22 protein-coding genes are annotated in these 24,501 nt (G+C 55.8%); 7 read left to right on the top strand and 15 right to left on the bottom strand.

Translation table 11 applies throughout. The annotated features are described in order from the left end of the window. Nucleotides 1-168: 168 nt before the first annotated feature. Nucleotides 169-1,929, bottom strand: a complete 1,761-nt coding sequence (locus tag K9U38_RS16330) for an MOSC and FAD-binding oxidoreductase domain-containing protein (RefSeq protein ID WP_224495408.1) — start codon at nucleotides 1,927-1,929, stop codon at nucleotides 169-171. 376 nt (nucleotides 1,930-2,305) lie between these two features. Next, nucleotides 2,306-4,363, bottom strand: coding sequence for a hypothetical protein (locus K9U38_RS16325; RefSeq protein ID WP_224495407.1), 2,058 nt, complete (start codon nucleotides 4,361-4,363; stop codon nucleotides 2,306-2,308). Nucleotides 4,364-4,728: 365 nt separating this feature from the next. Between K9U38_RS16325 and K9U38_RS16320 the strand changes: the two genes are divergently transcribed. Together K9U38_RS16320 and K9U38_RS16315 are read left to right on the top strand one after the other, a co-directional pair. Further along, nucleotides 4,729-5,187 (top strand): hypothetical protein, encoded by a 459-nt coding sequence (locus K9U38_RS16320; RefSeq protein ID WP_224495406.1) that lies wholly within the window; start codon nucleotides 4,729-4,731, stop codon nucleotides 5,185-5,187. 250 nt (nucleotides 5,188-5,437) lie between these two features. After that, on the top strand, nucleotides 5,438-6,877 hold the full coding sequence (locus tag K9U38_RS16315) for a DUF6880 family protein (RefSeq protein ID WP_224495405.1): 1,440 nt from the start codon (nucleotides 5,438-5,440) through the stop codon (nucleotides 6,875-6,877). Nucleotides 6,878-6,913: 36 nt separating this feature from the next. Here the strand turns inward: K9U38_RS16315 and K9U38_RS16310 are convergent, their stop codons facing one another. The 3 genes from K9U38_RS16310 to K9U38_RS16300 form a co-directional block, all read right to left on the bottom strand. Next, nucleotides 6,914-7,531, bottom strand: a complete 618-nt coding sequence (locus K9U38_RS16310; protein ID WP_224495404.1) for a Type 1 glutamine amidotransferase-like domain-containing protein — start codon at nucleotides 7,529-7,531, stop codon at nucleotides 6,914-6,916. Nucleotides 7,532-7,876: 345 nt separating this feature from the next. Next, complete coding sequence (locus K9U38_RS16305; RefSeq protein WP_224495403.1) at nucleotides 7,877-8,155, bottom strand: hypothetical protein; 279 nt, start codon at nucleotides 8,153-8,155, stop codon at nucleotides 7,877-7,879. Beyond that, nucleotides 8,152-8,412, bottom strand: coding sequence for a hypothetical protein (locus K9U38_RS16300; protein ID WP_224495402.1), 261 nt, complete (start codon nucleotides 8,410-8,412; stop codon nucleotides 8,152-8,154). Before K9U38_RS16300 ends, K9U38_RS16305 begins: the two co-directional genes overlap by 4 nt. A 456-nt stretch (nucleotides 8,413-8,868) precedes the next feature. On the opposite strand from K9U38_RS16300, the gene K9U38_RS16295 reads away from it, so the two are divergent. Together K9U38_RS16295 and K9U38_RS16290 are read left to right on the top strand one after the other, a co-directional pair. Next, nucleotides 8,869-9,180: a hypothetical protein gene (locus tag K9U38_RS16295; protein ID WP_224495401.1), complete on the top strand. Its 312-nt coding sequence runs from the start codon at nucleotides 8,869-8,871 to the stop codon at nucleotides 9,178-9,180. 10 nt (nucleotides 9,181-9,190) lie between these two features. Further along, nucleotides 9,191-9,466 (top strand): DUF1488 family protein, encoded by a 276-nt coding sequence (locus tag K9U38_RS16290; RefSeq protein ID WP_224495400.1) that lies wholly within the window; start codon nucleotides 9,191-9,193, stop codon nucleotides 9,464-9,466. Nucleotides 9,467-9,908: 442 nt separating this feature from the next. On the opposite strand, the gene K9U38_RS16285 is transcribed toward K9U38_RS16290, so the two are convergent. The 4 genes from K9U38_RS16285 to K9U38_RS16270 form a co-directional block, all read right to left on the bottom strand. After that, nucleotides 9,909-10,820, bottom strand: coding sequence for a PfkB family carbohydrate kinase (locus K9U38_RS16285; protein ID WP_224495399.1), 912 nt, complete (start codon nucleotides 10,818-10,820; stop codon nucleotides 9,909-9,911). Nucleotide 10,821: 1 nt separating this feature from the next. Next, nucleotides 10,822-11,679, bottom strand: a complete 858-nt coding sequence (locus K9U38_RS16280) for a BtpA/SgcQ family protein (protein ID WP_224495398.1) — start codon at nucleotides 11,677-11,679, stop codon at nucleotides 10,822-10,824. A gap of 79 nt (nucleotides 11,680-11,758) precedes the next feature. Beyond that, nucleotides 11,759-12,505 (bottom strand): GntR family transcriptional regulator, encoded by a 747-nt coding sequence (locus K9U38_RS16275; RefSeq protein ID WP_224495397.1) that lies wholly within the window; start codon nucleotides 12,503-12,505, stop codon nucleotides 11,759-11,761. Between the two features lie 42 nt (nucleotides 12,506-12,547). Beyond that, complete coding sequence (locus tag K9U38_RS16270; RefSeq protein ID WP_224495396.1) at nucleotides 12,548-13,453, bottom strand: LysR family transcriptional regulator; 906 nt, start codon at nucleotides 13,451-13,453, stop codon at nucleotides 12,548-12,550. Between the two features lie 131 nt (nucleotides 13,454-13,584). Between K9U38_RS16270 and K9U38_RS16265 the strand changes: the two genes are divergently transcribed. Next, complete coding sequence (locus K9U38_RS16265) at nucleotides 13,585-14,202, top strand: FMN-dependent NADH-azoreductase (RefSeq protein ID WP_224495395.1); 618 nt, start codon at nucleotides 13,585-13,587, stop codon at nucleotides 14,200-14,202. A gap of 75 nt (nucleotides 14,203-14,277) precedes the next feature. Here the strand turns inward: K9U38_RS16265 and K9U38_RS16260 are convergent, their stop codons facing one another. Both K9U38_RS16260 and galE read right to left on the bottom strand, forming a co-directional pair. Continuing rightward, nucleotides 14,278-14,463, bottom strand: coding sequence for a hypothetical protein (locus tag K9U38_RS16260; protein ID WP_224495394.1), 186 nt, complete (start codon nucleotides 14,461-14,463; stop codon nucleotides 14,278-14,280). A 166-nt stretch (nucleotides 14,464-14,629) separates the two neighbouring features. Further along, nucleotides 14,630-15,622 carry a UDP-glucose 4-epimerase GalE gene (gene galE, locus K9U38_RS16255; RefSeq protein ID WP_224495393.1) on the bottom strand — a complete coding sequence of 331 codons (993 nt, stop codon included), beginning with the start codon at nucleotides 15,620-15,622 and terminating at the stop codon, nucleotides 14,630-14,632. A 384-nt stretch (nucleotides 15,623-16,006) separates the two neighbouring features. Between galE and hemA the strand changes: the two genes are divergently transcribed. After that, nucleotides 16,007-17,284, top strand: a complete 1,278-nt coding sequence (gene hemA / locus K9U38_RS16250; protein WP_224495392.1) for a 5-aminolevulinate synthase — start codon at nucleotides 16,007-16,009, stop codon at nucleotides 17,282-17,284. Between the two features lie 23 nt (nucleotides 17,285-17,307). Here the strand turns inward: hemA and K9U38_RS16245 are convergent, their stop codons facing one another. The 3 genes from K9U38_RS16245 to mscL all read right to left on the bottom strand — a co-directional run bounded on the left by K9U38_RS16245 (nucleotide 17,308) and on the right by mscL (nucleotide 20,097). Next, nucleotides 17,308-18,363, bottom strand: coding sequence for an AbrB family transcriptional regulator (locus K9U38_RS16245; RefSeq protein WP_224495391.1), 1,056 nt, complete (start codon nucleotides 18,361-18,363; stop codon nucleotides 17,308-17,310). Then, the gene (locus K9U38_RS16240) at nucleotides 18,360-19,526 is read right to left on the bottom strand and encodes a pyridoxal phosphate-dependent aminotransferase (protein WP_224495390.1); all 1,167 of its coding nucleotides are present in this window, start codon (nucleotides 19,524-19,526) and stop codon (nucleotides 18,360-18,362) included. Before K9U38_RS16240 ends, K9U38_RS16245 begins: the two co-directional genes overlap by 4 nt. A 166-nt stretch (nucleotides 19,527-19,692) precedes the next feature. Beyond that, the gene (mscL, locus tag K9U38_RS16235) at nucleotides 19,693-20,097 is read right to left on the bottom strand and encodes a large conductance mechanosensitive channel protein MscL (protein ID WP_224495389.1); all 405 of its coding nucleotides are present in this window, start codon (nucleotides 20,095-20,097) and stop codon (nucleotides 19,693-19,695) included. A 225-nt stretch (nucleotides 20,098-20,322) separates the two neighbouring features. Between mscL and K9U38_RS16230 the strand changes: the two genes are divergently transcribed. After that, a complete protein-coding gene (locus K9U38_RS16230) occupies nucleotides 20,323-23,811 on the top strand; it encodes a hybrid sensor histidine kinase/response regulator (RefSeq protein WP_224495388.1) in 3,489 nt (1,162 codons plus the stop codon). A gap of 19 nt (nucleotides 23,812-23,830) precedes the next feature. Here the strand turns inward: K9U38_RS16230 and K9U38_RS16225 are convergent, their stop codons facing one another. Continuing rightward, on the bottom strand, nucleotides 23,831-24,475 hold the full coding sequence (locus tag K9U38_RS16225; RefSeq protein WP_224495387.1) for a response regulator: 645 nt from the start codon (nucleotides 24,473-24,475) through the stop codon (nucleotides 23,831-23,833). Nucleotides 24,476-24,501: the final 26 nt, after the last annotated feature.

Raw genomic sequence — 24,501 nt, 5'->3', positions numbered from 1 at the left:
ACGGCCCGGCGAATACACTCGGTCGGTTCCCGACCTTGCCGACAAGGGCATAAGGGTAAGATAACCATCAAATAACCGTTGGGCAAACGCTTCCCTACCCGCAACGGAATTCGTTGATTCAGACGATTGCGTCGGTGGTAGTGGCAAATGATAACGGTTCGCATCCCGCTATAAATCAATCACAATGTCGCTCTTGGGTTGCGAGCAGCAGATCAGTACATTGCCATCCGCCGGGGCATCGACCGGTTCAGGACGGTAACCAACCGTGCCCGCCACCAGCCCGGTCTCGCAGGTGTGGCAGACCCCAGTTCGGCAAGACCATCGCACCGGCACGTCGCAGGCTTCGGCCAGCTCCAGAAGGTTTTGGAAGGTGGTATCCCAGCGTACATTGAGGCCGGTCCTGGCGAATGACACAAGCGCGCCAGAACCGGGAACGCTTGTCGGCAAATGCGGCGGCGGCCTTTGTGTGGCAGCGACGCCGGGGCTAATGGACGGACCGGGGCCAAACATTTCCGTATGGATGTGATCTGGGGCGACGCCCAAGGCTGCAAGTCCTTTGGTTAGATCGCTCATGAAGCTCGATGGTCCGCAGACATAGAAATCGCCATCAAGTGGCAGGCCGAGCTGCTTGACTGCCTGCGTGTTCAAACGGCCGGAAGCGTCGAAATCCAGATTTGGTCGATCACCAGGATCGGGAACGCTATAGCAAACGTAGCTGTGGCTATGAGCGAGCGCCTTTAGCAGACCGCGCGTTTCTTCGACAAACCCGTGCTCGCGGCCGTTGCGGGTTCCATGCAACCACCAGACGTCGCGGGTTGATGCTTCGGCTGCCAATGCATGGAGCATTGCGAGCACCGGCGTCACTCCAATACCCGCACTCAACAAAATAACCGGAGTTTCGCCTGGCCTGAGCGTAAAACTCCCGCGCGCTGCACTTGCCTGCACGATGTCGCCAACCTTTACCTCATCGACGATATAGCCGCTGGCCGCACCATGCTTTTCCCGCTTGACGCTGACGCGATAGGAGGTCGTGCCGGGTTGCCCTGACAATGAATAGCTGCGCGTCAGCACCGGCGCAGAACCGGAGCCGAGCCGCAACACTATAAACTGTCCGGGAAGTGCTGTAGCAACGGGCCGCCCGTCTGCCGGCTCGATGATGAGCGACACCACACTGCCGCTCTCGCGTACCTTGTGCGCCACGCGAAAGGGACGGAAACCGCTCCAGGCCGGCGGTGGGCCCGACAGAGCAGTAAGCCCTGCGTTGCCTTTCCTTCCGGCGTTATCGCCGTCCCGGGCGAGGAGCGCCTCGAATGAATGTTGCCAGCCAAGGCTCAGCGCTGGAATGCGTGAGGCACGTTCGAGCTTGTCGCGTGGGTGATCCGGCAGATACAACAGCGCATCGATTTCGCTGACGGTCATGCCGCCGAGTCCCGACGCGACTTGCGTGACCTCGTCGCCAGCCTGCACTTCTCCTTCTTCCAGCACGCGGAAATAGAAGCCAGGCCTGCCGTGCTTGACGACAAGCGCCGCCATCTCCGGTTCATCCATGCGTATGCCCAGCCGGTAACATGTGACGCGTGGCTGCGTCACTTCGAACAGGGCGCCGCCAATCCGGTAGCGGTCGCCAATGCACACCTCATCGTCGGCCAATCCGTCGACGGTGAAATTCTCTCCGAACTGCCCGTAAACGAAGTCATCTCGAGCCAGGTGGTCCTGCCAATACCGGTAGGAATCCATCTGATAGACAAATACGGCACGCTGTTCGCCGCCATGGCCAGCGAGGTCGGCTTGGCCATCGCCGTCTATGTTGAGCCGCCGGACCATGCGCCTGCCATCGACTGGCATCTTCCAGATGGCGGTGTTGACCACCTTGCCCTGCCACGTGATGTCGCGCGGCAAGCCCACATTGACCGAAAGCAAACGCACCATGTCATTTCTCCATTAATGATCAGTGCAATTTAAGGGCCGAATGAACCGATGAAGGATGTGCGGCAACTTTAAGCGAATGTAAGGGACGGCGTCGCCTGGAGGTCCACCAGTGTCCTAGACCATCCATCCGATATTGGGGACCTCGTTTAACTGACAATACGAGTGAAGTCCCCGCCTTTCCAGTTATCCTATGGTATTGCGACACCAAGGGTGAAGCGGCCCAAGGAACTATTGACCAACTTGGGCTCAGCACTGAACCATCCTGCCGCAGGCGCCCCGACAGTTCAAGGACCGCGTCTTCGAACCGATCGATCCGCTGCCATCCTGGAAGGCCCGCCAAGCAAACACGGTTTCGAAAATGGATCGCGCACGATTTCTATTGGATAGTCGTGGGAGCCGGATTGGGTGGCAACGGAGGCGGAATATTCGGAAGCGGTGGAACGGGAGTGTCCGGTATGGGGGATGGTATTTTGGGACGCGTTGGTTCAGGGGCAAGCGGTATTGGGGACGGTATTTTGGGTAGCGTGGGGTCTGGAGTGGACGGTATCGGGGATGGTATTGCAGGCCTTGTGCCGCGAATGCCGGAGGATCCATCCCGTATCTGGGGCAATGGTAGCCCTTGTTTCTGGAAGAATTTCACGAGCTCTTCGTTGCTGCCAAATTCAAGATCTCCGATCGTCAAAGCAAAGCTGGGCTCATTCGGGCAGTCGACTTTAGCTTGTCCTTCGGACGCTTTGACAGCCAGTTTCCTTTCTTCAGCGGAACGATCGTAGCCTGCTGTTTCGGAGTTTAGGTACTTGGTGAGCAATTTGCCAGCTATCCAAAGTCCCCCATCGTTACCTTCGACGCGATCCGGGACAAGCGCGTACTGAACCTCAGTCCAAGCTGGTGTGAACAGAAAGTGGTCATCACCGTTTTCAATCCTGATGGGTTTGCCATCCGTTCCACGCCCATGTCCAAGAAAGGGCAGATCACTCAGGAGCGGGACATCGGGAGCAGTCTGAAGGCCAACCGGAAGGGTAATGTTTGCTTCGACTGACGGAACTGAGACCCACGCTTCCTCAAACTTCACTTTACTGTCCGGCTTAAGCCCCAGCTTGATCTCGCGGCATCCGATTTTGGGCTTTAGCATTACGACCGTATTGCCACCCACCTGCTTTATGTCGATGCCAGCATCGATCTCGAGCGCCAAGTCTGCGTTCCCGAGCAGGCCGACCATCGCGCTGGTACCTCGTCCTATCAGTGGGTCGACATCCAGTCGTACGGATGCCTTGGCATCGACCTGCGCACTGAGCGAAGCCTTCAAGCGTCTCCCATTGGTCAAAGACATGCGGATTGAATTCACGACTGCTGTTGCCGCAACCGCTCTTGGGTCCGCAAGCTCCGCAAAAATTCCGCCCTCGCCGAGAAAATCGTCTCTCCATTTTTGGTCGGCTAGTCGGCCTTTGAATTGCACCGACTTGACGGTTGCCGTCCTGTTTGCAGCAGGGAGATGGTTGAACCTCTCTTGAACGAGCTTAAGAACTGTCCCGTTTAGCCAAAGAGCGATAGCGGCATCTTTCAACCTGGGTGTCCGGATTTGCTCCAGATTCTTTCGCTTCCTGGCGATGTCAGCCAGAATTTCGGAAGGAGGCTCATCAACCATGTGTACCACAGGTTTTTCGCTGAAATCCGTGAGTAACCAGATCCCGTCGTCGAGAATGACAGCATTGGCAGAGCGAATGTCTTGCGACAGCTCAGATGACGGGACGGCGAACTGAACTTTAATCCAGTTTTCATCTTTGGGGACGCGGACGGGAAGCGTTTTCGCGAGATTTTGCTTCAAGTCGTAAGCGAATGTGTTTTTGAAGGGGAGTCTCATTGTGAAAGCTTCAGTGGCCTTCAGCATGAGATCTGTTTCGATGAGGTCGGTCGCATAGCTCCTCAAATTCAACTTGAACCATTCCCATCCGAATTCGGGATCGAGCTTCAACAGAGATATCCCGAAGACGGCTTGGGCAGTCCCATTCTCCCCTTGTTCTATGCCCTTGAAAACCAGGGAGGCTTGTCCTTCAAAATTTACCGTCAGATCGCGATTCTTCGAATGGGCGTCGAGGCGAAGGTTTGCCAAGGCGATACCTGGTTGAAGGTAGGCCGTTATGGCCCGCAGGGTCACGACGGTGTCCTCATCCGGCCTGGACTCTGAGTCATAGGCAATTTGTGCATCTTTGAGACTTTCCAACAGGGTGTTTAATCCCCGTTCCGAAATAAACACGCCCGCTGACCACGCCTCGGGAACAGGCTTCTGCTTCAGAAGATTTTCTGTCTCAGACAGCGATCTCCATTCCGATATGCTGCGGTCGCGCTCAAAATTTGAATATTGAAGTGAGAGCCATCCGACGCCGAGTGCCGCAAATAATACGATTGCTGTCAAAACTTTTACGCTTGTTCGCATTGCATGATCCCAACGCCAGAAATCGTGTCAGATTGGTAATAATGCTTATTGCCGTTGCGGTATGCAAATAAGGGGCAATGGAAAAATAGTCTTCAGGAATTTCTCCGCGATAGTCCGGTTGAGTAACTCGCCACCCGCAACAACTCCGCGCCATCCGCTATCGTCAACATTTCTTTCGCATCGATGGTGTCCGACATATTTTCAAAGCTGAAGCTTTGTATAGTTTGTGAAGGTCGGCTGGGAACCTCTTTGGAATGTGTGTCTAAACCAGTGTAGAGTACCGACCGTTGCGAATCGTTTTATGATTCGAGGAGTGTTCAGAGCGTACCTGCGTCATATCCTTTGTTATACGACAGGAGCACAGGATGCCGGACAGACATCAATTCCATCGAATTGAGATTTGCGGCCGCATGTTCATAGGTACGATATGTGCTGACGGTCCATATCTGAAGATGCTGGAAAATCGCGCTTATGATCATCGAGTGCCCCTTGGAAGCGCACTTGAAATCTCGAAACCAGTAGGTCGTCACTATTATGCGATCTGCAAAGACAACGAGCCGCGTATCGTACTGTCAATGTTCGACGACGAAGAGATAGGTGCTGTCTCGCGAGAATTCGGCATTCCCATCGCTGGTCGACTGCAGGCTTTGTCATTCACCGATAGTCCGGCTTGGAGTGCCTTGAGGCGCTGGGTGAAGCAGCATCCCGAAATTGCTCGCGCTTGCTCGCGTACGGCAAGCTACGTTCCAGGCTGGTACAACTTGGATTCAAATTCTGAAAACAACAAAATAGATAACTGGCACCGTTCATTCGAAAGAGTCTGAACTTTCCCACCTGACGGCCGCGATCATTGGGAGTTCGCAACGCCTTTGCAGCGGTCGTTGTACAGCATACGGTTGTGATGCGTGGCTCATGTCTGGTCGATTCTTGGTTTTATGTGGCACCCGACTGGACGGATTGCCTGGCAATGCCTTCCAAGCGAGCAACCGTCGCGCCTCGGCCCAACTGTGGAGTTGGCCGGACCTGTCGACCTCTGTAAGGTCCCACGACGAAGGACGCAGGAACACGGGCGGCATGGCATCCAAGACGACATTAAACGCAAAAAATCTTGAAGCGCTCGGCGTCGAAAGGCTGGCTACATTGCTGATCGATATCAGTAAAGGAAGTGCCGCCAACAAACGTCGTTTGCGAATAGAACTCGCAGGAATGCAGAGTGGCGAAGAGGTTGCTCGGGAAGTAAACAAACGTCTGTCATTTATTGATCGGTCACAGTCGAAGATCGGTTGGCGGCGCGTCAAAGCGCTCAAAAGCGACCTGGACACCCAGCGTCGTGTCATCGCCGAAACAATTTCCGGAAGCGACGCCGATGAAGCGCTGGAAGTGATGTGGCGGTTCATGGGCGTGGCTCACTCGGTCCTTAGCCGTTGCGCCGACAGCAATGGGACGATCATGGCCACTTTCCGTCGCGCTTGTGCGGATCTGGGGGTGATCGCCAAGTCGGCGGGACCAGATCCGCGTTTGCTTGCGGATCGCGCTTTCAGTGCCTTGCAACACAACGAGTACGGCCAATACGACACCTTGATAGACGTGTTAGCACCTGCGCTTGGCGTGGATGGTCTCGACCATCTGAAAATACTGTTAGTGGAATGGTCAAAAGACGCCGAGGGTAATCTGCCGAGGACCGTCCAGACGGCCCCTGGCCGGAGCGATGCAAGGCCATCCTACGAAGATATTCTCGATCTCCGAAACCGCTATCGCACCATACGAAGGGCCCTGGAACAGATCGCCGATGCTCAAGGAGATGTGGACGCGTTCATCGCACAGCAGGATGAGCAAGCGAGATCGGAGCCAACGGTCGCCGCAGAGATTGCCCGCAGGTTGTTGGCCTCCGGGCGATTGGAAGAAGCGCTGGACGCCATCAAGAAGGCCGACCTCACAGACGGTCACCCAGTCCCTTTCGAATGGGAAGCCGTCTATACGGAGACATTGGAATCGCTAGGACGCAAAGAGGCGGCACAGGAATTTCGGTGGCAATCTTTTGAACGGACGCTCAATGCCGATCATCTTCGGGCATTTCTGAAACGCCTGCCCGATTTCGATGACATGGAAGCGGAGGAGAAGGCACTTGCATTCGCGGCGCGCTACCCCAATGTCCACGCCGCCTTGGCATTCCTGTTATCATGGCCCGCACTGGACAACGCGGCACAGCTGGCGATTTCGAGGGCGGTAGAACTTGATGGCGACCGTTATGAATTGCTGACTTCAGCAGCCGAAGCGCTGCGCGATAAGCATCCCCTGGCATCGATCATCACGCTGCGCAAAATGATCGACTTCGTGCTCGATCACTCGCGGAGTACCCGATACAAGCACGCGGCGCTCCATTTAGGAGAGGCCAAGCGGCTTTCAGCGGATCTTAAGGATCGCTGTCCCATCAATTCGCATGAAGATTATCTCGCGGACCTTAAATCCAGGCACCGAAGCAAGACCAAGTTTTGGAGGATTGCGGTTAGATGACTTTCGTGGCGCAAAGCCGTCGAAGTCTAGCCAGTATCAAATCACCTTGAATGAATCGCCAACGACGTGGATGACCTGATCATCGTTGAGGCCGAGGCACATCGTTCCATTGCCTTCGAACGCGTTGAAGGTTTTCTGAACCAACTTGCTGAAGCTGGCATGGTCCATGTGCGGCAGGATCGAAAAATTCACAAGGTTGAGACCGGTATCGTTCTTTTGCTCTGCCTTTGATCGATCGTCCAGGGCGTCAGCATAACCAATGTCCGGTGTCACGACAATCGAGCCGGCGCTTGAGCCGATATAGACGAGTCCTTCCCTAATCCGTTCACGCACGTGATCGAAGAAGCCGCTTTTGCGCATGTGGTCGAGGAGATAGAAAGTGTTGCCTCCGCTGATATAGACGGCACTGACCTTCTCAAGTGCGGCCCTCACCTCATCCGCCGTCCTGCCGACGAGGTCATAGTCGATAACCTCTAAGCCCATTTCTTCAAATGGGCGGTAGTGGCCCTCGTAGTCCGGCTTCCATCCTTCGCCGTAAGCTGCTGTGGGAACGATCATTAGTTTCGTGCCCGAAAGTCTATCTCCGAGGATAGAACGGATTTTCGGAAAACCCGAGGTGAACTCGGACGCGAGCAGCAGTTCCTGCGATTTCATAAGACCGTTGATGAATAACCGCGTCAGAGATGTCAACACCGGCATCACAGTGAGGGCTGATGTCGAACGGCCCTGCGGGATGCCGGCTCGATTGCTGGGCTACTCATCACCGCGGAAGTCATGATCGCTGACGCCTTACCTATTGCGCCCGGCATGAGTGATCCAAGAATCACTGGCTACTGAGGATGACGTTGCCGTCGGGCCAATCAACATGAACGAGAGACGGCGTATCGTCCACTGTCGCAGGGCAAACAAACCGCAGCGTGCAGCTCATCAAGATGGCCTGCACGCGTTCAGTCGCAAGTTTTCTCATTAGTGAGCCAAGCGCGGCGACGTCCTGCATGATCACGCATCGGCCGGTGCTTTGAAACTGTTGCGGTCTCCGCTACTCCAGATATCGATGGCTTCAAGATTATCTTCCGTGGTCACCCGCTCATACTTTTCTTCCGCGTCGCGGATACGGTACTGGAGCGAGCGGCCGAGAGGTGGAAGGGTCGCCAGAACTTCAAATATCGCAGTGGTCTTCATCATGGCTCCGCCGCCACTTCTCAGTCGGACCTGCTGGCCGATTGCGAAACGATGGGGCGGAGTTTCGGGCGCCTTGTAGCGCCGGTGGATGTTCATTTGATTGTCTCCTTTTTAAGTGCCATCTCGAGTTCGGTGTAGTCGATCGCAACGAGCTGCGTTCGGCGCGCATTTGAATGCCTCGCCGGAACCTCGATGAAAGTCGCAACGCGCTGATAGGCGAGCCAGGACAGGCCCTCGATCAATTCCTCGTCCTCATGGATATCATAGTCGCCGGCGGGCTGAATCCCGTCCAAACCGCGCAAGGCAAAGGGTGCTGCGAAACGAGCGATTGAACGCTTGGTGCGTGTGGTCATGCAGATTCCTCCGCGGAGCAAAACGGCGTTCGCAGCCTTCACTGCGCCGCAAATAACGACACAAACCGGTATCGGATCGAGGATTAATGACGCCGCGAAGAGCCACAGTTTGGCCAAAAGACGATCTTGAAACGCTACGCGTCAATTGCGCTTTATTTGCGACTGAACCTTTCACCATGAAATAAAAATCGCAGTTACGGCTAAATATATAAAATAAAATGGCAGAATTTCCCATATTGTGCTATTATTTCGGTCAGGCGAATTCGTTACAATTAAAGGATGCGGCCGTGAAAAATCTCAATCATATTTCTTATTATTTTTATGATCGGATAATCGTGTTTTACAATGTCGCGTTTTATGCTTCGATTGTATTGCTTTCCTATGTGATACTCTGTGGAATCACTTGGTGAGGCTCGTTTTCTACGATGACCCGTTCGCAATCCGTAAGAGGTTAATTTGACTAATCCTGAATTCAACAACGATCAGAACATCATCGATATCGGTGTTTGGGAAAACGAAGGCGGAGCCATTCATCGCTTTAGCATGCACCACCATTATGGCCGGCGCATAGAGCGAAACGGATCCTGGTCCGTTTACCACGTCTACACCGGATGTCCGGCTGAATTAGGCAGGCGCGCCACCACCGGACTAAACGAGACTACTGCCACCCGGATGATGTTGTCGCTTAATGCGAACAACATTGAGCGGCGTCGTGCAGCAAGGATCAATCTGATGCTGATTGACAGTCCACGTACTGATTTACTTTGAGGATAACGACATGACGCTGACCTTCCCCAATCGAAGCCGCAGCTATGATACGGCACACCAGCGTGTGCGGTTTCTTGGCTACGATGGGCTGTTTGAAGTTCCATTTTTCATTGAAGCAGCGGCCGTCCCGAGTACGAATTCGAATCCCCATACAGCAGAAGAAGATTGCCTTGCAGCGTTCGATGCCGAGAGGGGGACAATCATCGAGGTGGCGCGGCAAGTGTATGCTTACGGCCGCAAAACTATGTATGTGTTGACGCCGGCCGATTTCAAACGAGGCAACTAGCAACGACCATGTACGATGCGGCGTTATCAGGCCGCCGCCTATCGCAGTCGATAAAAGGACGACCCCACGTGGGGGTATGCCCCACCATCCTTGGGAGGAAAAAATGGCATGGAGAAGAAGACATTGTGCCCGGTTTCGGATGAGCCAGCGGAGCTTTTGGCCAGTGAAGAAGAATTCGTTGAAATTGAGTGTCCTCGGTGTGGTCAATTCAGGATATCCAGAACGGCGTTTGTGATGGTTAAAGGTCAATCCCGAGGCGATAGAGAGACACTCCTGAACAAAGCCAGGCGCGATGCTCAGGGTGGCGTGGGTACTCCCTTCATTCGTAATCTCACTTAGACACCGGCCATTTTCCGGCTGTTTGAATTGGCCATAGGGCCATCATCGCTGCAATCCAGCACCAGTTTTTCCCGGCGCTAATTTCGCCTCTGGTCTTCAGCTGCTATCGGCCCGCTTCGTGCTGTGCAACCAGCGCGGCAAACTCTGCGCGGTTCGGCAAGGCCGCGAAGGCGCCTGGCCGTTGGGCTGTCAGCCCGGCTGCGCTTTGGGCGAGAGCAACGGCTTCATGATGGGCGCGGCCATCGGCCAGCATAGCCGCAAGCACACCGCAAAACGTGTCGCCGCAACCGGTTGTATCCACGGCCTCGATGACAGGGGCCGGATAACGATGAAGGACACGTCCATCATATGTGAGGCATCCCTCGGCACCAAGGGTAACGACGGCAAACCCGGCGCCCTGATCGCAAATGAATGCAGCCGCTTCCGCCGGCTCGGAACGTCCGGTGACCGTCTGTGCCTCGCCACTGTTCATGACGACGACATCGCAATGCGCCAGGACCGGCCGGACATCCCACCAGAGCGGGGCAGGATTGAACAGTGTGGTGGCGCCGCGGGCTTTTGCCTCGATCAGTGCCGCCTCGGTGCTCGCCTTCGTAAGATTGCCCTGGACGGCCATCACATCGCCATGTGCAGCCGTTGCAGCAACGGTATGGGCCATTGCTGCCGTGAAAGCTGCGGCACAGCTTCCGGCACTGGCGATGCTGTTGTCGCCGTCCGGCAACACCATCAACAATGAAAAATCGCTGGCATTGGGCATGCGGTGCAACTCGAGGCCCGCAAAACCCTCCGCCTTCAGCGCCGCCTCGATCTCGTCGGCATGGGCGTCATGTCCGACCGGCGCATGAAACACGACCGGCATTCCCGTTCTGACTGCGGCCACTGCCTGGTTCAGACCTTTGCCGCCAGGCGCGCGGCCCGTGCTATCCCCGAGCAGGGTTTCGCCCTTCAGAGGCAGTCGCGGCAACCGGAGCGTGAGGTCGAGGCCGGCATTGCCGAGGACGAGGACGCGTCCCATCTCAGCTTCGTGCTTTCTTGACTGCCTGCATGAACACTTTCAGCCGTTCGGGGTCGACCGGGTTCCACCAGGCGCCATCATGCTTCAGCCAGCTTGCAACAATGACGGCGTCCGCAACGGTGAAAATGTCACCAATGTTATCGGGCGTTACCCCTGAGCCAACCGCGACCGGCAATGATGTTCCGGCAGCGATGGTCTGCAGTTCCTCCATCGTGGCGGAGTCGCCTGTCCGCTGCCCCGTGGCGATGGCAACATCCGCGTCGAAAAACTCGTTGTCACGCGCCAGTTCGGTGATGGTGCGGTCGCCCGTGATCGCATGCGCGCCGTGTTTGACGTGAACGTCCGCAAAGATGCGAACGTCCTTCGCACGCAACCATGCCCGGTAACGTGTGGCCTCGCCTGCAGGCCCGTCCATGAGCCCTTCATTGGCGACATAGGCATTCGACCATTGATTGACCCGTACAAATGCGGCACCGGCGGCCTTGGCAACGGCAATTGCCTGCACCGCACCGTTGGCAAGAACGTTGACCCCAATGGGCAGACCGCTATGGCGGCGGACAGCGTCCGTCATGACAGCCATCGCTGCAGCGGTTTCCGGACCAAGGTGACCTGGCTTGGCGAAGGGGATGTCACCATGATTCTCGACGATCAGCCCATCGACGCCACCATCGCGGTAGCGCCCGGCCTCCGCCACAGCAAAGGCAACGACGTCATCGATCGGCTCGCCGTCGTAATTCGGCGACCCTGGCAGGGGCAAGGAATGAATTACACCGATGACGGCCTTGCGCCTGCCAAAGATCTCCTGGATGGCATTTGGCTTGCTGCGATAGATCGATTTCGGTTTTGCTGCTGTGCTCATGACTAAACTTTCCTGCGCTCTGCGCATCGGGATGGGCGAGAAATCTTCTTTAGAGGCGTATCCGGACTGCTATCTTTCACTACCGGGCAAGCCCGACGTGAAAACTGTATCGATCCGCGCGGTAGTTCAAAACGACGTACTCGACGGGTTCATTGGCATCACTCCACGAGGTGCGGTGACAAACAAGGACTGCCGCAGGCTGTTCCAATCCGAGGATTTTGGCCGTTTCCATGTCCGCGATCCCACCCTCGATTCGTTCCCGCCCGGCGGCCAGATCAATGCCCGCCCTGACTTTGAGCCAGGCATAGAGTGACCCGCGATCCAGATCGGCAGCGGTTGGCAAGCCGCTTTGCTTGAACATGGCCGGAACGAGGTAGGTCAGCGACGTGGCCATGGGGCTGGCATCGGCGAGCAGAATGCGGTCGATCTCGAACACCGGAGAATTCGGGGCGATTCCCAGTTCCTTCGCAACGGCAACGCTGGCAGTCGAAAGCCGAAGCGAACGAGTGTTGTAACCGGGCTTGAGACCCCTGGCATGCATGTCTTCGGAAAATGACGACAGGCGGTTCAGCGGCCGCTCGACACGCGGCTGGACTACAATCGATCCGCGACCGGATTTGCGTGTGATCAGGCCTGCCGCCTCGAGAAAGTCAAGGGCGGCCCGCGATGTTGTCCTGCTCACACCGAAACGCCGATTGAGCTCGGCCTCACCGGGCAGGACTTCCCCCGGTTTGAACGTGCCATCCTTGATCGCAAGCCGCAACCGCTCGGCGATTTGCGACCACATCGGCGCCGCCCCGTCTGCCAGATCTGTTTCATGCCACATCATATCCAAACGATATGACGTCATGACATTTAGGGCAAGCGTTTATTGACCGAACCTCTCCAATTCCTGTTTGAACCGTTCCACCAGCCACGATCCCGCCGGTCCGAGTGGACTGTCCACAGGATAAAGCGCCAATAGCGGATAGGCCGCTTCCGGATAGGGCTCGAGATCGAGGAGCACCAGCCTGCCCTCGGCAAGATCGTCCTTCACCATCCACTTCGGCAAGCCGCCCCAGCCAAGGCCGGCAAGCATCAGATCATGTTTCGTGCCCACATCGGTCAATCGCCAGGTCTTGTAGGCGAAAACGCCGAAATCGCGCCCCTTCGTCTGCTCACTCAGGTCGGTGACGACCAGCTGGACGTGATCACGGATGAAGGCGAGTGGCACAGGACCCTGATAAAGAGCCAACGGGTGGTCGGGAGCGGCAACCGGGGTCATCGCGGTTTGCCCGACCTGCACCAGCACGAGCTCATCGTGGACCTGCAGCGGCGGGCCGCCAATTCCAAAATCCGCGTGCTTTTTCAGGACGAGGTCCCACACCATTCCGAGAGCGCCCACGTGCAGACGTAGGCTAACTGTCGGAAACTGCGTTTGAAACGCCTTGAGCACGCATGTCAGCACAGGCGATGGCAGCGAAACATCGATAGCCACAGCCACCTCCGCCTCCAGACCGTGCTTCAAACCTTCGACCCTTGACCGCATACCCTGGAGGACGGAGACCATTCTCCGCGCATCTTCCAGCATGGCTTGCCCCGCCTCGGTCAGACGCGGCTCACGCGTCCCGCCGCGTTCAAACAATTGCAGCTCCAGCTGCGCTTCCAGATTGGCAATCGTGTAGCTCACAACCGATTGAGACCGATTGAGCCGCCGGCCAGCCGCCGAAAACGATCCTGTATCTGCCACAGCGACAAACACCTGGAGTTGATCGAGTGTTGGATTAGGTTGCACGGCCGGACCTATCTATCAATTAGATGGATTTGATCGATATTTTCCCAGTTTTCTAAATGGATGTCGAGAACCAAATTACACCCATCAAGTTGCTCTCCTCCGAGACAAGTGAACTGAAGGAAACTTAGGCTATGACTTCCATACTTCTCGTTACATCAAGCCCACGTGGCGCCGCTTCGCACTCGACACGCGTCGCAACCGAGCTCGCTCAGAAACTGCAGGCAAAAACGCCGGGCGCGAAGATTGTCACCCGCGATCTTGCAACTGCACCGCTTCCTCATATCGACGCCGACTACGCATCCGGCATCTACACGCCCGTCGAGTCGCGTTCCATCCAGCAGCAGAATGTTGTTGGCGTATCGGATACGGTCGTTGACGAACTTTTTGCTGCCGATGCTGTGGTCATCGCGACCGGCATGATCAACTTCAATATTTCTTCGACCTTGAAAGCCTGGATCGACCACATTGCCCGCGCCGGCAGGACATTCAGCTATGGTGCCGAGGGCCCGAAGGGCCTGGTGACAGGCAAGAAGGTGTACATCGTGCTGGCTTCCGGCGGCGTCTATTCGGATGGTCCTGCAGCTGCATTTGACCATGCGACGCCTTACCTGAAGACGGCGCTCGGCTTTCTCGGCATGACCAACGTCGAAATCATCCGCATTGAAGGCGTTGCCATGGGACCAGAAGCCGAAGCGAAAGCTATTTCTTCTGCCCTTGATCAAACAAGCGACCTGGCGCTTGCCGCCTAAGGGTTAGGCGCTGATCGCGAAAGAGGCGGGCTTCTGGCCCGCCTCTTTTTTTGTTTCCGGATGGGCGATGCCCATTTACTTGCGTTGAGCCCGCTCGACCTTGTCGAGGCGTCTGAGTTGATCAAGAAGACTTTCGGGTACTGTGTCTTCGACCTTGTATACGCCAGCGGCACGTATTGCAGACCTGTACGACGCTTGGGAGATCTGTCGTCTCAGTATCCGTGACAGTTGTTTTTCGTAGGTACGGTCGATACCGTCCATGTTCACCAAACTCCAACTTTGCTTCGGAGGTTAAACCCAAACCTGAGAAGTTGGTTCCCCTTTTCTAGCCTTGAAGCTTTCATGACAATGTGGCTGTGCGCCGCACCCGACTTTAGTCACAGATAAGACGCGTGGAAAACCGCGCTATACTCGGCAGGTTTGAATGCTATCGCGCCGTATTCCGGCGCTGCAAAGCCTTCTCCCAATTCAGGGCAGTTTCAACAATTGTATCCAGATCATCGAATTGCGGCCTCCAGCCCAGATGATTGCGGGCCTCGGTACTGTCCGCAACGATCGATGCCGCATCGCCAGGACGGGCGATCGTCAGGCGAGCGTCGATTGGCGATCCGTGCACACGCTCGACGCTTTCGATGACTTCCCTCACGGAATAGCCGCGACCATAGCCGCAGTTGGCGACCATGCTGCTTCCGCCTGTACGCAGACGCTCCAACGCGAGCCGGTGCGCGACGACAAGATCGTTCACATGAATGTAATCGCGCACGCAGGTTCCATCCGGCGTCGGATAGTCATGACCATAAATTTCCATGAAACGGCGTTTGCCCAGCGCCGTCTCGCAGGCAACCTTTATCAAATGCGTGGCACCTCGCGTCGATTGCCCCGTACGCCCCTTGATGTCGGCGCCGGCAACATTGAAATAGCGCAACGCCGTGTAGCGGAAGTCATGGGCCGCGGCAGTATCACGCAACATCCATTCGGTCATGAGCTTGGAAACGCCGTAGGGGGATTGGGGCTGGGGTATGGTGTCTTCAGACACAGGCTCCATCCCACCGTCACCATAGACCGCAGCAGTTGATGAGAAGATGAAATTCTTCACGTCAGATTTGACTACAGATTCGATGAGAGAGCGGGTTTTCGAGGTATTGTTATCATAGTAGGTCAAGGGGTCGCGCACGGAGTCCGGAACGACCACCGATCCAGCAAAATGAATGACCGCATCAACATAGTTGCGTTCGATCGTTTGGCGGACGAGACCTTGATCGGCGATATCGCCGATAATCAGCTTCGCCTCGGCCGGTACAGCCCATTCGAAACCGGTAGACAACCGATCAAGAACAACGACTGATTCTCCTGCATCGAGCAATTCCCAGACCATATGGCTGCCGATATACCCGGCACCACCGGTCACAAGCACTGTCATAGCCACAGCCCCTCAATCTCCCATCGCGCCATTCGGCACACAACCTGGTGCATAAGAACAGGTGTGCAAAGCTGACGCCGAAGTAGTTATAATGCAACAACAATCTTGGATTATACAACGGACCACGATGGCCCCTTCCGCCGCTGTGCGACCTGAATTCCCAATCAAACGGAACAACCTGCCATCTGCCGGGCTCGGTGCGCAGGCCATTATCCATATGGAGCCGGCGGCCATTCGCTCATTTTCACTACGATCTGTAGATTTTTTGCCAGCTTCAATATTTAGCGCTTAGTGTTTCATCAAAGCCGTGGCAAATTGCCCATATTCTCATCATGGATTTTGCTGGGTAAAAACGCTAGTAAGTTCATGATACAGGAGCAATTCATGGACTATCGTCGGTTTTTCGAAGACGCGATTGACCAGTTGCACGCTGAAAAGCGCTACCGGGTCTTTGCTAATCTGGAACGGATCGTGGGAAAATTTCCGCGCGCCATATGGCGTACGGCCGACACGGCTCGTGAAATCACCGTCTGGTGCTCGAACGATTATCTCGGCATGGGCCAGCATCCGGATGTCATTGCAGCCATGCATGACGCTTCCAGCCGCATGGGCTCGGGCGCTGGCGGCACGCGCAATATCTCCGGTAACAACCATCCGCTGGTTGAACTGGAGATCGAACTGGCAGACCTTCACCAGAAGGAAGCCGCGCTCGTCTTCACGTCTGGCTTCGTGTCCAACGAAGCATCCATCTCGACGATTGCGAAATTGCTGCCAAACTGCCTTATTCTGTCCGATGAGCTGAACCATGCCTCGATGATCGAGGGTGTTCGGCGCTCCGGAGCGGAAAAGAAAATCTTCCGGCACAACGATCTCGCGCATCTCGAAGACCTGCTCAAGGCGGCAGGCAAGGAGCGCGCAAAACTGATCGTGTTCGAATCGATCTACTCGATGGATGGCGATATCGCTCCAGTCGCAGCCATTGCCGATCTCGCGGACAAGTACAACGCCATGACCTATATTGACGAGGTTCATGCCGTTGGCATGTACGGCGATCGTGGCGGCGGCATCACCGATCGCGAATGCCTGTCAGATCGGATTGACATTATTGAAGGCACGCTCGCCAAGGCGTTTGGAACACTCGGCGGTTATATTGCAGGCCCGAAGACGGTCATCGATGCCGTACGCTCCTACGCTCCGGGCTTCATTTTTACCACGGCGCTTCCTCCCGTCATTGCAGCGGCTGCAACACAGTCGATTCGCCATCTGAAGGTTTCGCAGGAAGAACGGCGGATGCACCAGAGCCAGGCGCAGCTTACGAAAAACGTGCTCGCGCAGGCCAATCTGCCGGTAATGAAGTCGGAGACACATATCGTCCCGATCCATGTTGGCGATCCCGAGCTGTGCAAGAAGGCCAGCGACCGGCTCCTCGAACTTCATGGCATCTATATTCAGCCGATCAACTATCCGACCGTTCCTCGCGGCACGGAGCGGCTGCGTGTAACACCGACGCCCTTCCACTCGAATGAGCTCGTGATCGAGCTGAAAGACGCGTTGGTCGAGGTCTGGACGGCACTTGGTATCCCATTCTCCAAGGACAGCACACCGCCCGTAGAAACAAACGAACGGGTGGTGACACTCGCCGTCTCGAAGGCCGGCGGCTGAGTTCCAGTTCAACCCTAGTTGGTCTAGCCTTGGTTTGGGGTGTCGTCGCGCAGCCAGCGGGCAAGAAGCGGTACTGCGAAGGCGATCATCAGGAAGCGCACGACATGATGCGAAGCAACGTAGGATGGATCGACGCCGAGTGAGAATGCGATCACCGTGAGTGCTTCCAATGCCCCAGGCGCGAAGGCGAGTGCAATCTGTGCCGGGTGCAAATCAAGCAGATACCAGACCATGAAGGCCGCAAGAAACGAGGTGCCCGTGCCGACAATGAAGGCACAAAGGGCGATCGGCAAATAGCGCAGGAGTTGCGTTCTGTGTTCTGCGCCGACCCGTGAGCCGATCAGGACACCAAGCACAATCAGGCCGATATCCGCGATTGAGCGCGGTACGACAGCTGTGACTATCGACGTTGCATGCAGGAGTGCACTTGCGACAAGTGCGCCAAGCATCATGCCACCAGGAACACGGCTGAAGTGCCCAAGCACTGCGCCTCCGGCGCCACAAGCCAATAGTATCGCCGCATCCTGCACCGTCCATTCGTAATCCAACTCTACGACCATGTGCGGTGCGTTCCTGGCTATGATCGCAAGGAGCGGTGCCAGAAAGCCGATCAGCAGCAGCAATCGAACGCACTGTATTACCGTGATCTTGACCATGTTCGCCTTGGTTCCCATGGCGGCGACAAGAACGAATGACAAGGCACCGGGGAGTGAAGCGAATAGCGCCGTCGGCCCATCCCATCCAAAACCCTTTCGCAGCATCAGATAAGTTGCGCCGGTCACGAGTACGAGCGCCAACAACAACATCAGGAAACTAAACGGCCACGTCACCATCTGGTTGATCGTGTCAGGCGATACGCCGGACCCGGCCTGGATACCAAGGGTGAAGAACACGACCACGCGCAGCCAGTCGGGCAAATGCATGCGAATGCCCGACAGTGAGGCTGCGGTCACCGCAATCGTCGAACCAAGCAGAAAGGGGATGGGAAGACCGATCAACTTGGCGGTGCATGCACCGGCAGCAGAGATCAACAGGGAAAGGAAAGCGGTCTGGGTATTGTTGGGATGGCTTGGCGTCAACGTTTCCGGATCCAGTCTGCAAGGCGATCGGTTGCCTCCTCGATCTGATCCAGCCGTCTGGCAAAGCAGAGCCGCAGGAAGGCCGCGCCACCATCCCCAAAAGCCGTCCCGGGTGCAAGGCCAACTTTCGCCTCGTCGACAATGTCGAACGCGGCGCGATAGGAATCCGTGATGCCTTCGATACCGAACAGCAGGTAGAAGGCGCCGGCAGGCGGAGACAATCGTACGCGGCCCGTCGCAGCAAGTTTTGCGCAGAGTATGTCGCGTGCCTTATGGGCACGATCCACCTGCATGCGAATGAAGTCGTCGCCCTGTTCAAGCGCGGCTACAGCGCCGCGCTGCATGAATTGCGCGACCCCGGAGGTCGAGTACTGGATAAGGTTCTCCATGGTCTTGCCGAGCGCCGGATGCACCGTCATCCAGCCGACACGCCACCCCGTCATCGCCCAGTTTTTCGAGAAGCTGTTCACGAAAATGATCCGCTCGTCCGGCTCCATGACATCGAGAAATGAGGGAGCGCGGCGAGCACCGTAGTAAAAATGCGCATAGATCTCATCGGCGATTATCCACAAACCGTGATGACGGGCCAGGCTGAGTATTTCCTTCAGCGTGTCGATATCGGCGGTCCAACCTGTGGGATTGGATGGCGTATTGATAAACAGGGCCCTGGTCTTGGGCGTAATTGCTTCGCGGATTTTCTGCGGATCGAGAGTCCAGCCGTTACCCGTGAAATCCTGCGTTACGGCAACAGGTATGGCCCCTGCAATACCGGCCGCAGCCGCAAAATTCGGCCATGCGGGCGAAAGATACACGACTTCGTCTCCGGCGCCGGCCGTCGCCTGAATGGCGAGTTGGATCGATTGCATGCCCGATCCCGTGACATAGAAATGATCGACGGGAAGGTTCACGCCAAAATGTCGTCTGTAATAGTTGGCGAGGGCTTGGCGCAGTTCGGGAATTCCGGCCTGCCAGGTGTAGAAGGTTTCGCCATTGGCAAGACCGCCACCCGCGGCGTCGCGGATGAAGTCAGGCGTGGGCAGATCGCCCTCGCCCGCCCACAACGGAATAACCCCATCTTGCCGACGACCATGATTCATCACGGCAACAATGCCGCTTTCCGGCGCGACAGCAGCTTCGTGACGCAGTTGCTCGACAAGTCCCATAACTATTCTCCTGGCGTTTGCGGGAGACCTACAGCAATGGGCCGACTTTCGCACGTGTATATTTGTGATGTTTCCATCATTGCAAATGATGGTCTGCTGACAGGCAACTGACTATCCGGTACGAAAAACCCGGCGATTGCCGGGTCTCCGTCCAGCTCTTTTCGGTTCAGCGCTTGGCGAGAAGATCGCGGATTTCCGTCAACAGAATTTCTTCCTTCTTCGGTGCAGGATCTGCTGCAGCTTCCTTCTTCTTGAACTGGTTCATCGCCTTGACCACCATGAACAACACCCATGCAATGATCAGAAAGTTGATGAGCAGCGTGATGAAATTACCGTACGCGATCGTTGCGCCGGCTTGCCGGGCAGCGGCCAGCGTAGGTGCCGGTTCGCCCGATAACTGGAAGTACAGGTTCGAAAAATCGATACCACCTGTCATCAGGCCGATAACGGGCATGAAGAGGTCAGCCACAATCGACTCAACCAGTCTGCCAAAGGCTCCACCGATGATCACACCAATGGCGAGATCAACCATGTTACCCTTCAAGGCAAATTCTTTGAATTCCTTTAGCATGATATACCACTCTCCAGTATTCTGTGTTAATGCGAGTTATTGGCCTCGGCGATGCTATCCCAAGCACGCCCGGACAGTAGCAGAAGATTTGATAATATTAACTGAAAGTTTGACTGTTCTACCGGTTTCGGAGATAGCGCTGGCATAGATGTTGCAACGCCATTGAGCGGTAATTTATTTTTAAAGCCAGACGAGCAAAGTACAAATTGACGAAAGGTGAGGCCCATGAAGGGCTTGGCTGGTATACCCATCGTAATCGGTTACTTTCTGCTGCAGTACTGTGCAATCAGGTTGGCTGATGTCCACACGAAAAGCAGAAATGTTCGCGGGCGACGCGTCATTTTTTCGTTAAGCATCGCCGCGAGTGGCAGCACATGGTTATATTTCGGTTCCCCAGGCTATGCAGCCACCCATGGCATTGAATTTGTTGGGCTCTATCTCGGAATTGTTCTGTCTTATACGCTCGGCTTCCCACTCCTTCTGCGGATTGTGGCGCTCGCAAAATCCGAGGGCATAACATCCATTTCCGATTTCATCGGTGCACGCTACGGCAAGAGCTTTTCAGTCGCGGCGATCGTGACGCTGATCACGACGATGGGGCTCATTCCCTACATCTCGCTACAGATGACCGCCATACACTATCTGTTCGACGTGCTTGGCGGCACCTTTCATCCGCACGCGAACGGAGAGGCGATAGACGAGCATGCGCTGGTCCTCCTGATCATCACTGCGATTGGCTGCGCTACCATTTCCTATAGCACACGATCAAAGCACATCATCGACCGCAGTGACGGTCTACTCAACGTGCTAGCGATTGACAGCGTCATCAAGCTCGCCATTTTCATCTTGATAGGCCTTGCCGTAGTCTTCTTTTTTGAAGTGCCTTCGGTCGAGACCCTCAATGGATTGAAAGGCCTGCAACTAAACCTTGAAATCGATCCCAGGCCATTTTCTCCGGGCAATCTCTTCGCACTGGTTGCGATCGGAGCTGCGTCGGTCCTGCTGCTGCCGAGCCAGTTTCATCTCCTTGTCGTCGAGAACAGGGTCAAAGACGAACTGACCTTAATGAGGTGGCTCGTTCCGCTTCTGCTGCTCGCCGGCGGTGTCTTTGTTCTTCCTCTTGCACAGCTGGGGCCGTCGTTCCTGGAACATCATGCACCAGCTGACTTTTACTTCATGTCCGTGCCACTTGCGGCGGGCCATTACTGGCTTGGCCTGATCGCCTTTCTCGGCGGATTATCGGCGGCGACGACCATGGTGTTCTTCCCGTCATATCTGCTTTCGATCATGATTTCGAATGATCTCGTGCTGCCGCTTCTCCTGAGAAGGACGGCAACGGCAACACTTAACGAATCCAGGGACTTTACCCATACGATCGCAAATCTGCGGAGCGGGATTGTAGCGGCGATTCTCATCACAGCCTTTGCATATCAATTCACGATCCAGGTACACGTCGACTTTGCTTCTCTCGCCCTGGTGTCAGCAATTGCGATGATGCAACTGCTTCCGCCGTTTCTCGGGGCTTTGGCGTGGCGGGGCGGCACGGCACGCGGTGCACGTTGGGGAATGCTGGCGGGTTTCAGCGTCTGGGCCTACACCATGGTACTGCCCACCATTGCCGGTGAGGCGTCGCCACTGCTCATCAACGGTCCATTCGGAATTCTTGCGCTTCGCCCTCATGCGCTTTTCGGTCTGGATGCCAGCGGCTATGTCAACGGGCTTGTGTGGAGCCTTGCGGCCAATGTAGCGCTTTTCATCGCGGGGTCCTTGTCACGCAGCGCAACCCCTCTGGAACGCATACAAGCTTCTGTCTTCATTGCTGAGAATGGGCTCTCGACCAGCGTGATCGGCAGTCTTCAGCCCAGCGTCACGGTGGACCAGCTGAAGACGGCCATTTCGAACTATATCGGCGCCGAACAGGCCGACTACGCGTTCAAAGCTTTTCACACCCAGGAAAACATAGTCCTCGAAGGGGGGCAACCCGCCGATTTCAAGACCGTCCACTTCGCTGAACAATTGCTTTCAGGCATCGTCGGCTCGCCATCGGCGCGGATGATCCTCTCGCTTGCGATGGGGCCGACCGGTAATGCCCAACGCCGGGCACAAATATTGCTGGATCATGTAACAGGCGCGCTTGCGCAGAACCGGCACCTGCTGCAGACCGCACTGGATCAGATGGATCAGGGTATCAGCGTTTTCGATCCGAACTACCGGCTCAGCTGCTGGAACACGCAATTTCGACTCATGCTGGATCTGCCCGAAGAACTGCAGCGTATGGGGGCGTCGCTGGACCGCATCGTCGCGTGCCTGTTCGAGCGAGGTGACCTGCTCGAATTCCGTGATAACCAGTTTGTGGAGCAGTTTACCAGCCATGTTGAACCTTGGCGGATCAGGTTGAACAAGACCGGCCAAACAATCGAAATCCGTTCCAACTCCATGCCGGACGGGGGCCTCGTGACCACTCTCACAGACGTGACGAGCGCCGTCGCGGCCGACAATTTGTTGCGCCAGATCAATGAGTCACTCGAGATGCGCGTGCGCGAGCGAACGACAGAGCTCACCCTCGCCAATCAACAGCTGGCGAAGGCGCAACAACGCGCGGAAGATGCGAATATTGGCAAGACGCGATTCCTTGCCGACGCCGGACACGACATTCTTCAACCTCTCAACGCGGCGCGGCTATACTCATCCTCGTTAATGGAACGACTTGGCAACTCGCGCGAAAAAGAACTCGTCAACAACGTCGACTCATCGCTGGAAGCCGTCGAGTCAATCATCAGCGCCTTACTGGATATATCGCGACTGGATACGGGCGCACTAAAGCCCGTCATCTCGCATTTCCGTCTTGATGCGGTGCTACAGGACATTACCAGGGATTTCGCGCCGATCGCCGAGGAGAAGGGTCTGAGGTTATCCATCCTCAAGAGTTCTGTCGTGGTGAAGACTGATCGCAACCTTCTCAGGCGGCTCATCCAGAACCTGGTGTCCAACGCCATCAAATATTCCAGGTCGGGCAAGATATTGGTTGGAATACGCCGACGCGGCACGTCGATCGAATTGCAGGTTTGCGACACCGGCATTGGCATGCCAAAATCGAAGCTCGATGATATTTTCCGTGAGTTCACGCGCCTGTCGGAGGGTATGAAGGTCTCGGAAGGCCATGGATTGGGACTTTCCATTGTCGAACGCATCGCAAAAATTCTGGACCTCTCAATTGGCGTCAGCTCGACGATCGGCAAGGGGTCTGTTTTTACGGTCACTTTGCCCGTATCGAATGCGCCACCCGCTCAGGTTTTTGAGGAGCACCGCGAAGTGAAATCGGCCGATGTGCTTGCCGGGCTCAAAATTATTTGCATAGACGACAACGAACTATCGCTCGCCGGCATGCAGGAATTGCTGACAAACTGGGGATGCAAGGTCACCACCTTTGGCAGTGCCCGCACGTTCCGGTCCTACTGCATGGAAAACGGCACGGTTCCGGACGTCCTGCTGATGGACTATGATCTCGACAATGAAAATGGGCTCGATCTCATTGGCTACGCCCGCTCTCAGTTCGACTATCACATAGGGGCTGCATTGGTCACCGCCGACCGTTCGGACCAGGTGCGCGCACGCGCCTTTGCTGAAGACGTTTCAATTATCAGCAAGCCGGTCCGCCCCGCCATGTTACGCGCTCTGCTGTCCCATTTTCGTCAGGCAATGGCGGCAGAGTAAATATCAAGCGGATAGGGCTTCAGGGTTGGACATCCTCTTTGAAGCGCGCCAGCCGAATGACCGCTTGGGTGCGACTTTCCACTCCAAGCTTAAAAAGCACAGCGGAAACATGTGCTTTGACCGTCGCTTCCGATACGTTGAGCTCGTGGGCGATCTGTTTGTTCAACATGCCGTCCGCCATCATGCCAAGCACTCGCCCCTGCTGCGGCGTCAGCCTGCGCATGGAGCGAATTAACTCGACCAATTCCGGATCTAGCTCGACCTCGTCGTCGGGCCGTAGTGGAGACCAGACACCACCGTCGAGAATGGTCTGGACAGCATTCTGAATTGTTTCTGGCCCCGACGATTTGGGAATGAAACCTGATGCACCAAGAGCCAAGGCCGCGCGAATTGTCACGGCATCATCCGTGGCCGATACGATCGCAATTGGAACGGCCGGTTGTATTGCTCGCAATGCGATGAGTCCAGTCAACCCACCAACGCCATTCAGGGAAAGGTCGAGAAGAACAAGATCAATATCGGTAGCGTCCTGGATCAAGCGTTTGGCATTCTCCAAGTCACCAACTTCAACAATTTCAACATTTTTCTTCGAGGCGGAGAGCGCCAATTTCAACGCCCCTCGAAATAACGGATGATCATCCACAACTACAAATTTATATTTCATCAATCAAAAGTCCTTATGTGCTGAAA

This window comes from Phyllobacterium lublinensis (assembly GCF_020164435.1).
GTDB lineage: Bacteria > Pseudomonadota > Alphaproteobacteria > Rhizobiales > Rhizobiaceae > Phyllobacterium > Phyllobacterium lublinensis.
The sequence above is the reverse complement of the archived record's forward strand: the minus strand, read 5'-3'. Positions and strand labels throughout refer to the sequence as shown.

Bases quoted from the DNA above. Each gene is read 5' to 3' on its own strand.
- K9U38_RS16330 (WP_224495408.1), bottom strand. From the start codon at position 1,929: ATGGTGCGTTTGCTTTCGGTCAATGTGGGCTTGCCGCGCGACATCACG.
- K9U38_RS16325 (WP_224495407.1), bottom strand. From the start codon at position 4,363: ATGCGAACAAGCGTAAAAGTTTTGACAGCAATCGTATTATTTGCGGCA.
- K9U38_RS16320 (WP_224495406.1), top strand. From the start codon at position 4,729: ATGCCGGACAGACATCAATTCCATCGAATTGAGATTTGCGGCCGCATG.
- K9U38_RS16315 (WP_224495405.1), top strand. From the start codon at position 5,438: ATGGCATCCAAGACGACATTAAACGCAAAAAATCTTGAAGCGCTCGGC.
- K9U38_RS16310 (WP_224495404.1), bottom strand. From the start codon at position 7,531: ATGAAATCGCAGGAACTGCTGCTCGCGTCCGAGTTCACCTCGGGTTTT.
- K9U38_RS16305 (WP_224495403.1), bottom strand. From the start codon at position 8,155: ATGAACATCCACCGGCGCTACAAGGCGCCCGAAACTCCGCCCCATCGT.
- K9U38_RS16300 (WP_224495402.1), bottom strand. From the start codon at position 8,412: ATGACCACACGCACCAAGCGTTCAATCGCTCGTTTCGCAGCACCCTTT.
- K9U38_RS16290 (WP_224495400.1), top strand. From the start codon at position 9,191: ATGACGCTGACCTTCCCCAATCGAAGCCGCAGCTATGATACGGCACAC.
- K9U38_RS16285 (WP_224495399.1), bottom strand. From the start codon at position 10,820: ATGGGACGCGTCCTCGTCCTCGGCAATGCCGGCCTCGACCTCACGCTC.
- K9U38_RS16280 (WP_224495398.1), bottom strand. From the start codon at position 11,679: ATGAGCACAGCAGCAAAACCGAAATCGATCTATCGCAGCAAGCCAAAT.
- K9U38_RS16275 (WP_224495397.1), bottom strand. From the start codon at position 12,505: ATGTGGCATGAAACAGATCTGGCAGACGGGGCGGCGCCGATGTGGTCG.
- K9U38_RS16265 (WP_224495395.1), top strand. From the start codon at position 13,585: ATGACTTCCATACTTCTCGTTACATCAAGCCCACGTGGCGCCGCTTCG.
- K9U38_RS16260 (WP_224495394.1), bottom strand. From the start codon at position 14,463: ATGGACGGTATCGACCGTACCTACGAAAAACAACTGTCACGGATACTG.
- galE (WP_224495393.1), bottom strand. From the start codon at position 15,622: ATGACAGTGCTTGTGACCGGTGGTGCCGGGTATATCGGCAGCCATATG.
- hemA (WP_224495392.1), top strand. From the start codon at position 16,007: ATGGACTATCGTCGGTTTTTCGAAGACGCGATTGACCAGTTGCACGCT.
- K9U38_RS16240 (WP_224495390.1), bottom strand. From the start codon at position 19,526: ATGGGACTTGTCGAGCAACTGCGTCACGAAGCTGCTGTCGCGCCGGAA.
- mscL (WP_224495389.1), bottom strand. From the start codon at position 20,097: ATGCTAAAGGAATTCAAAGAATTTGCCTTGAAGGGTAACATGGTTGAT.
- K9U38_RS16230 (WP_224495388.1), top strand. From the start codon at position 20,323: ATGAAGGGCTTGGCTGGTATACCCATCGTAATCGGTTACTTTCTGCTG.
- K9U38_RS16225 (WP_224495387.1), bottom strand. From the start codon at position 24,475: ATGAAATATAAATTTGTAGTTGTGGATGATCATCCGTTATTTCGAGGG.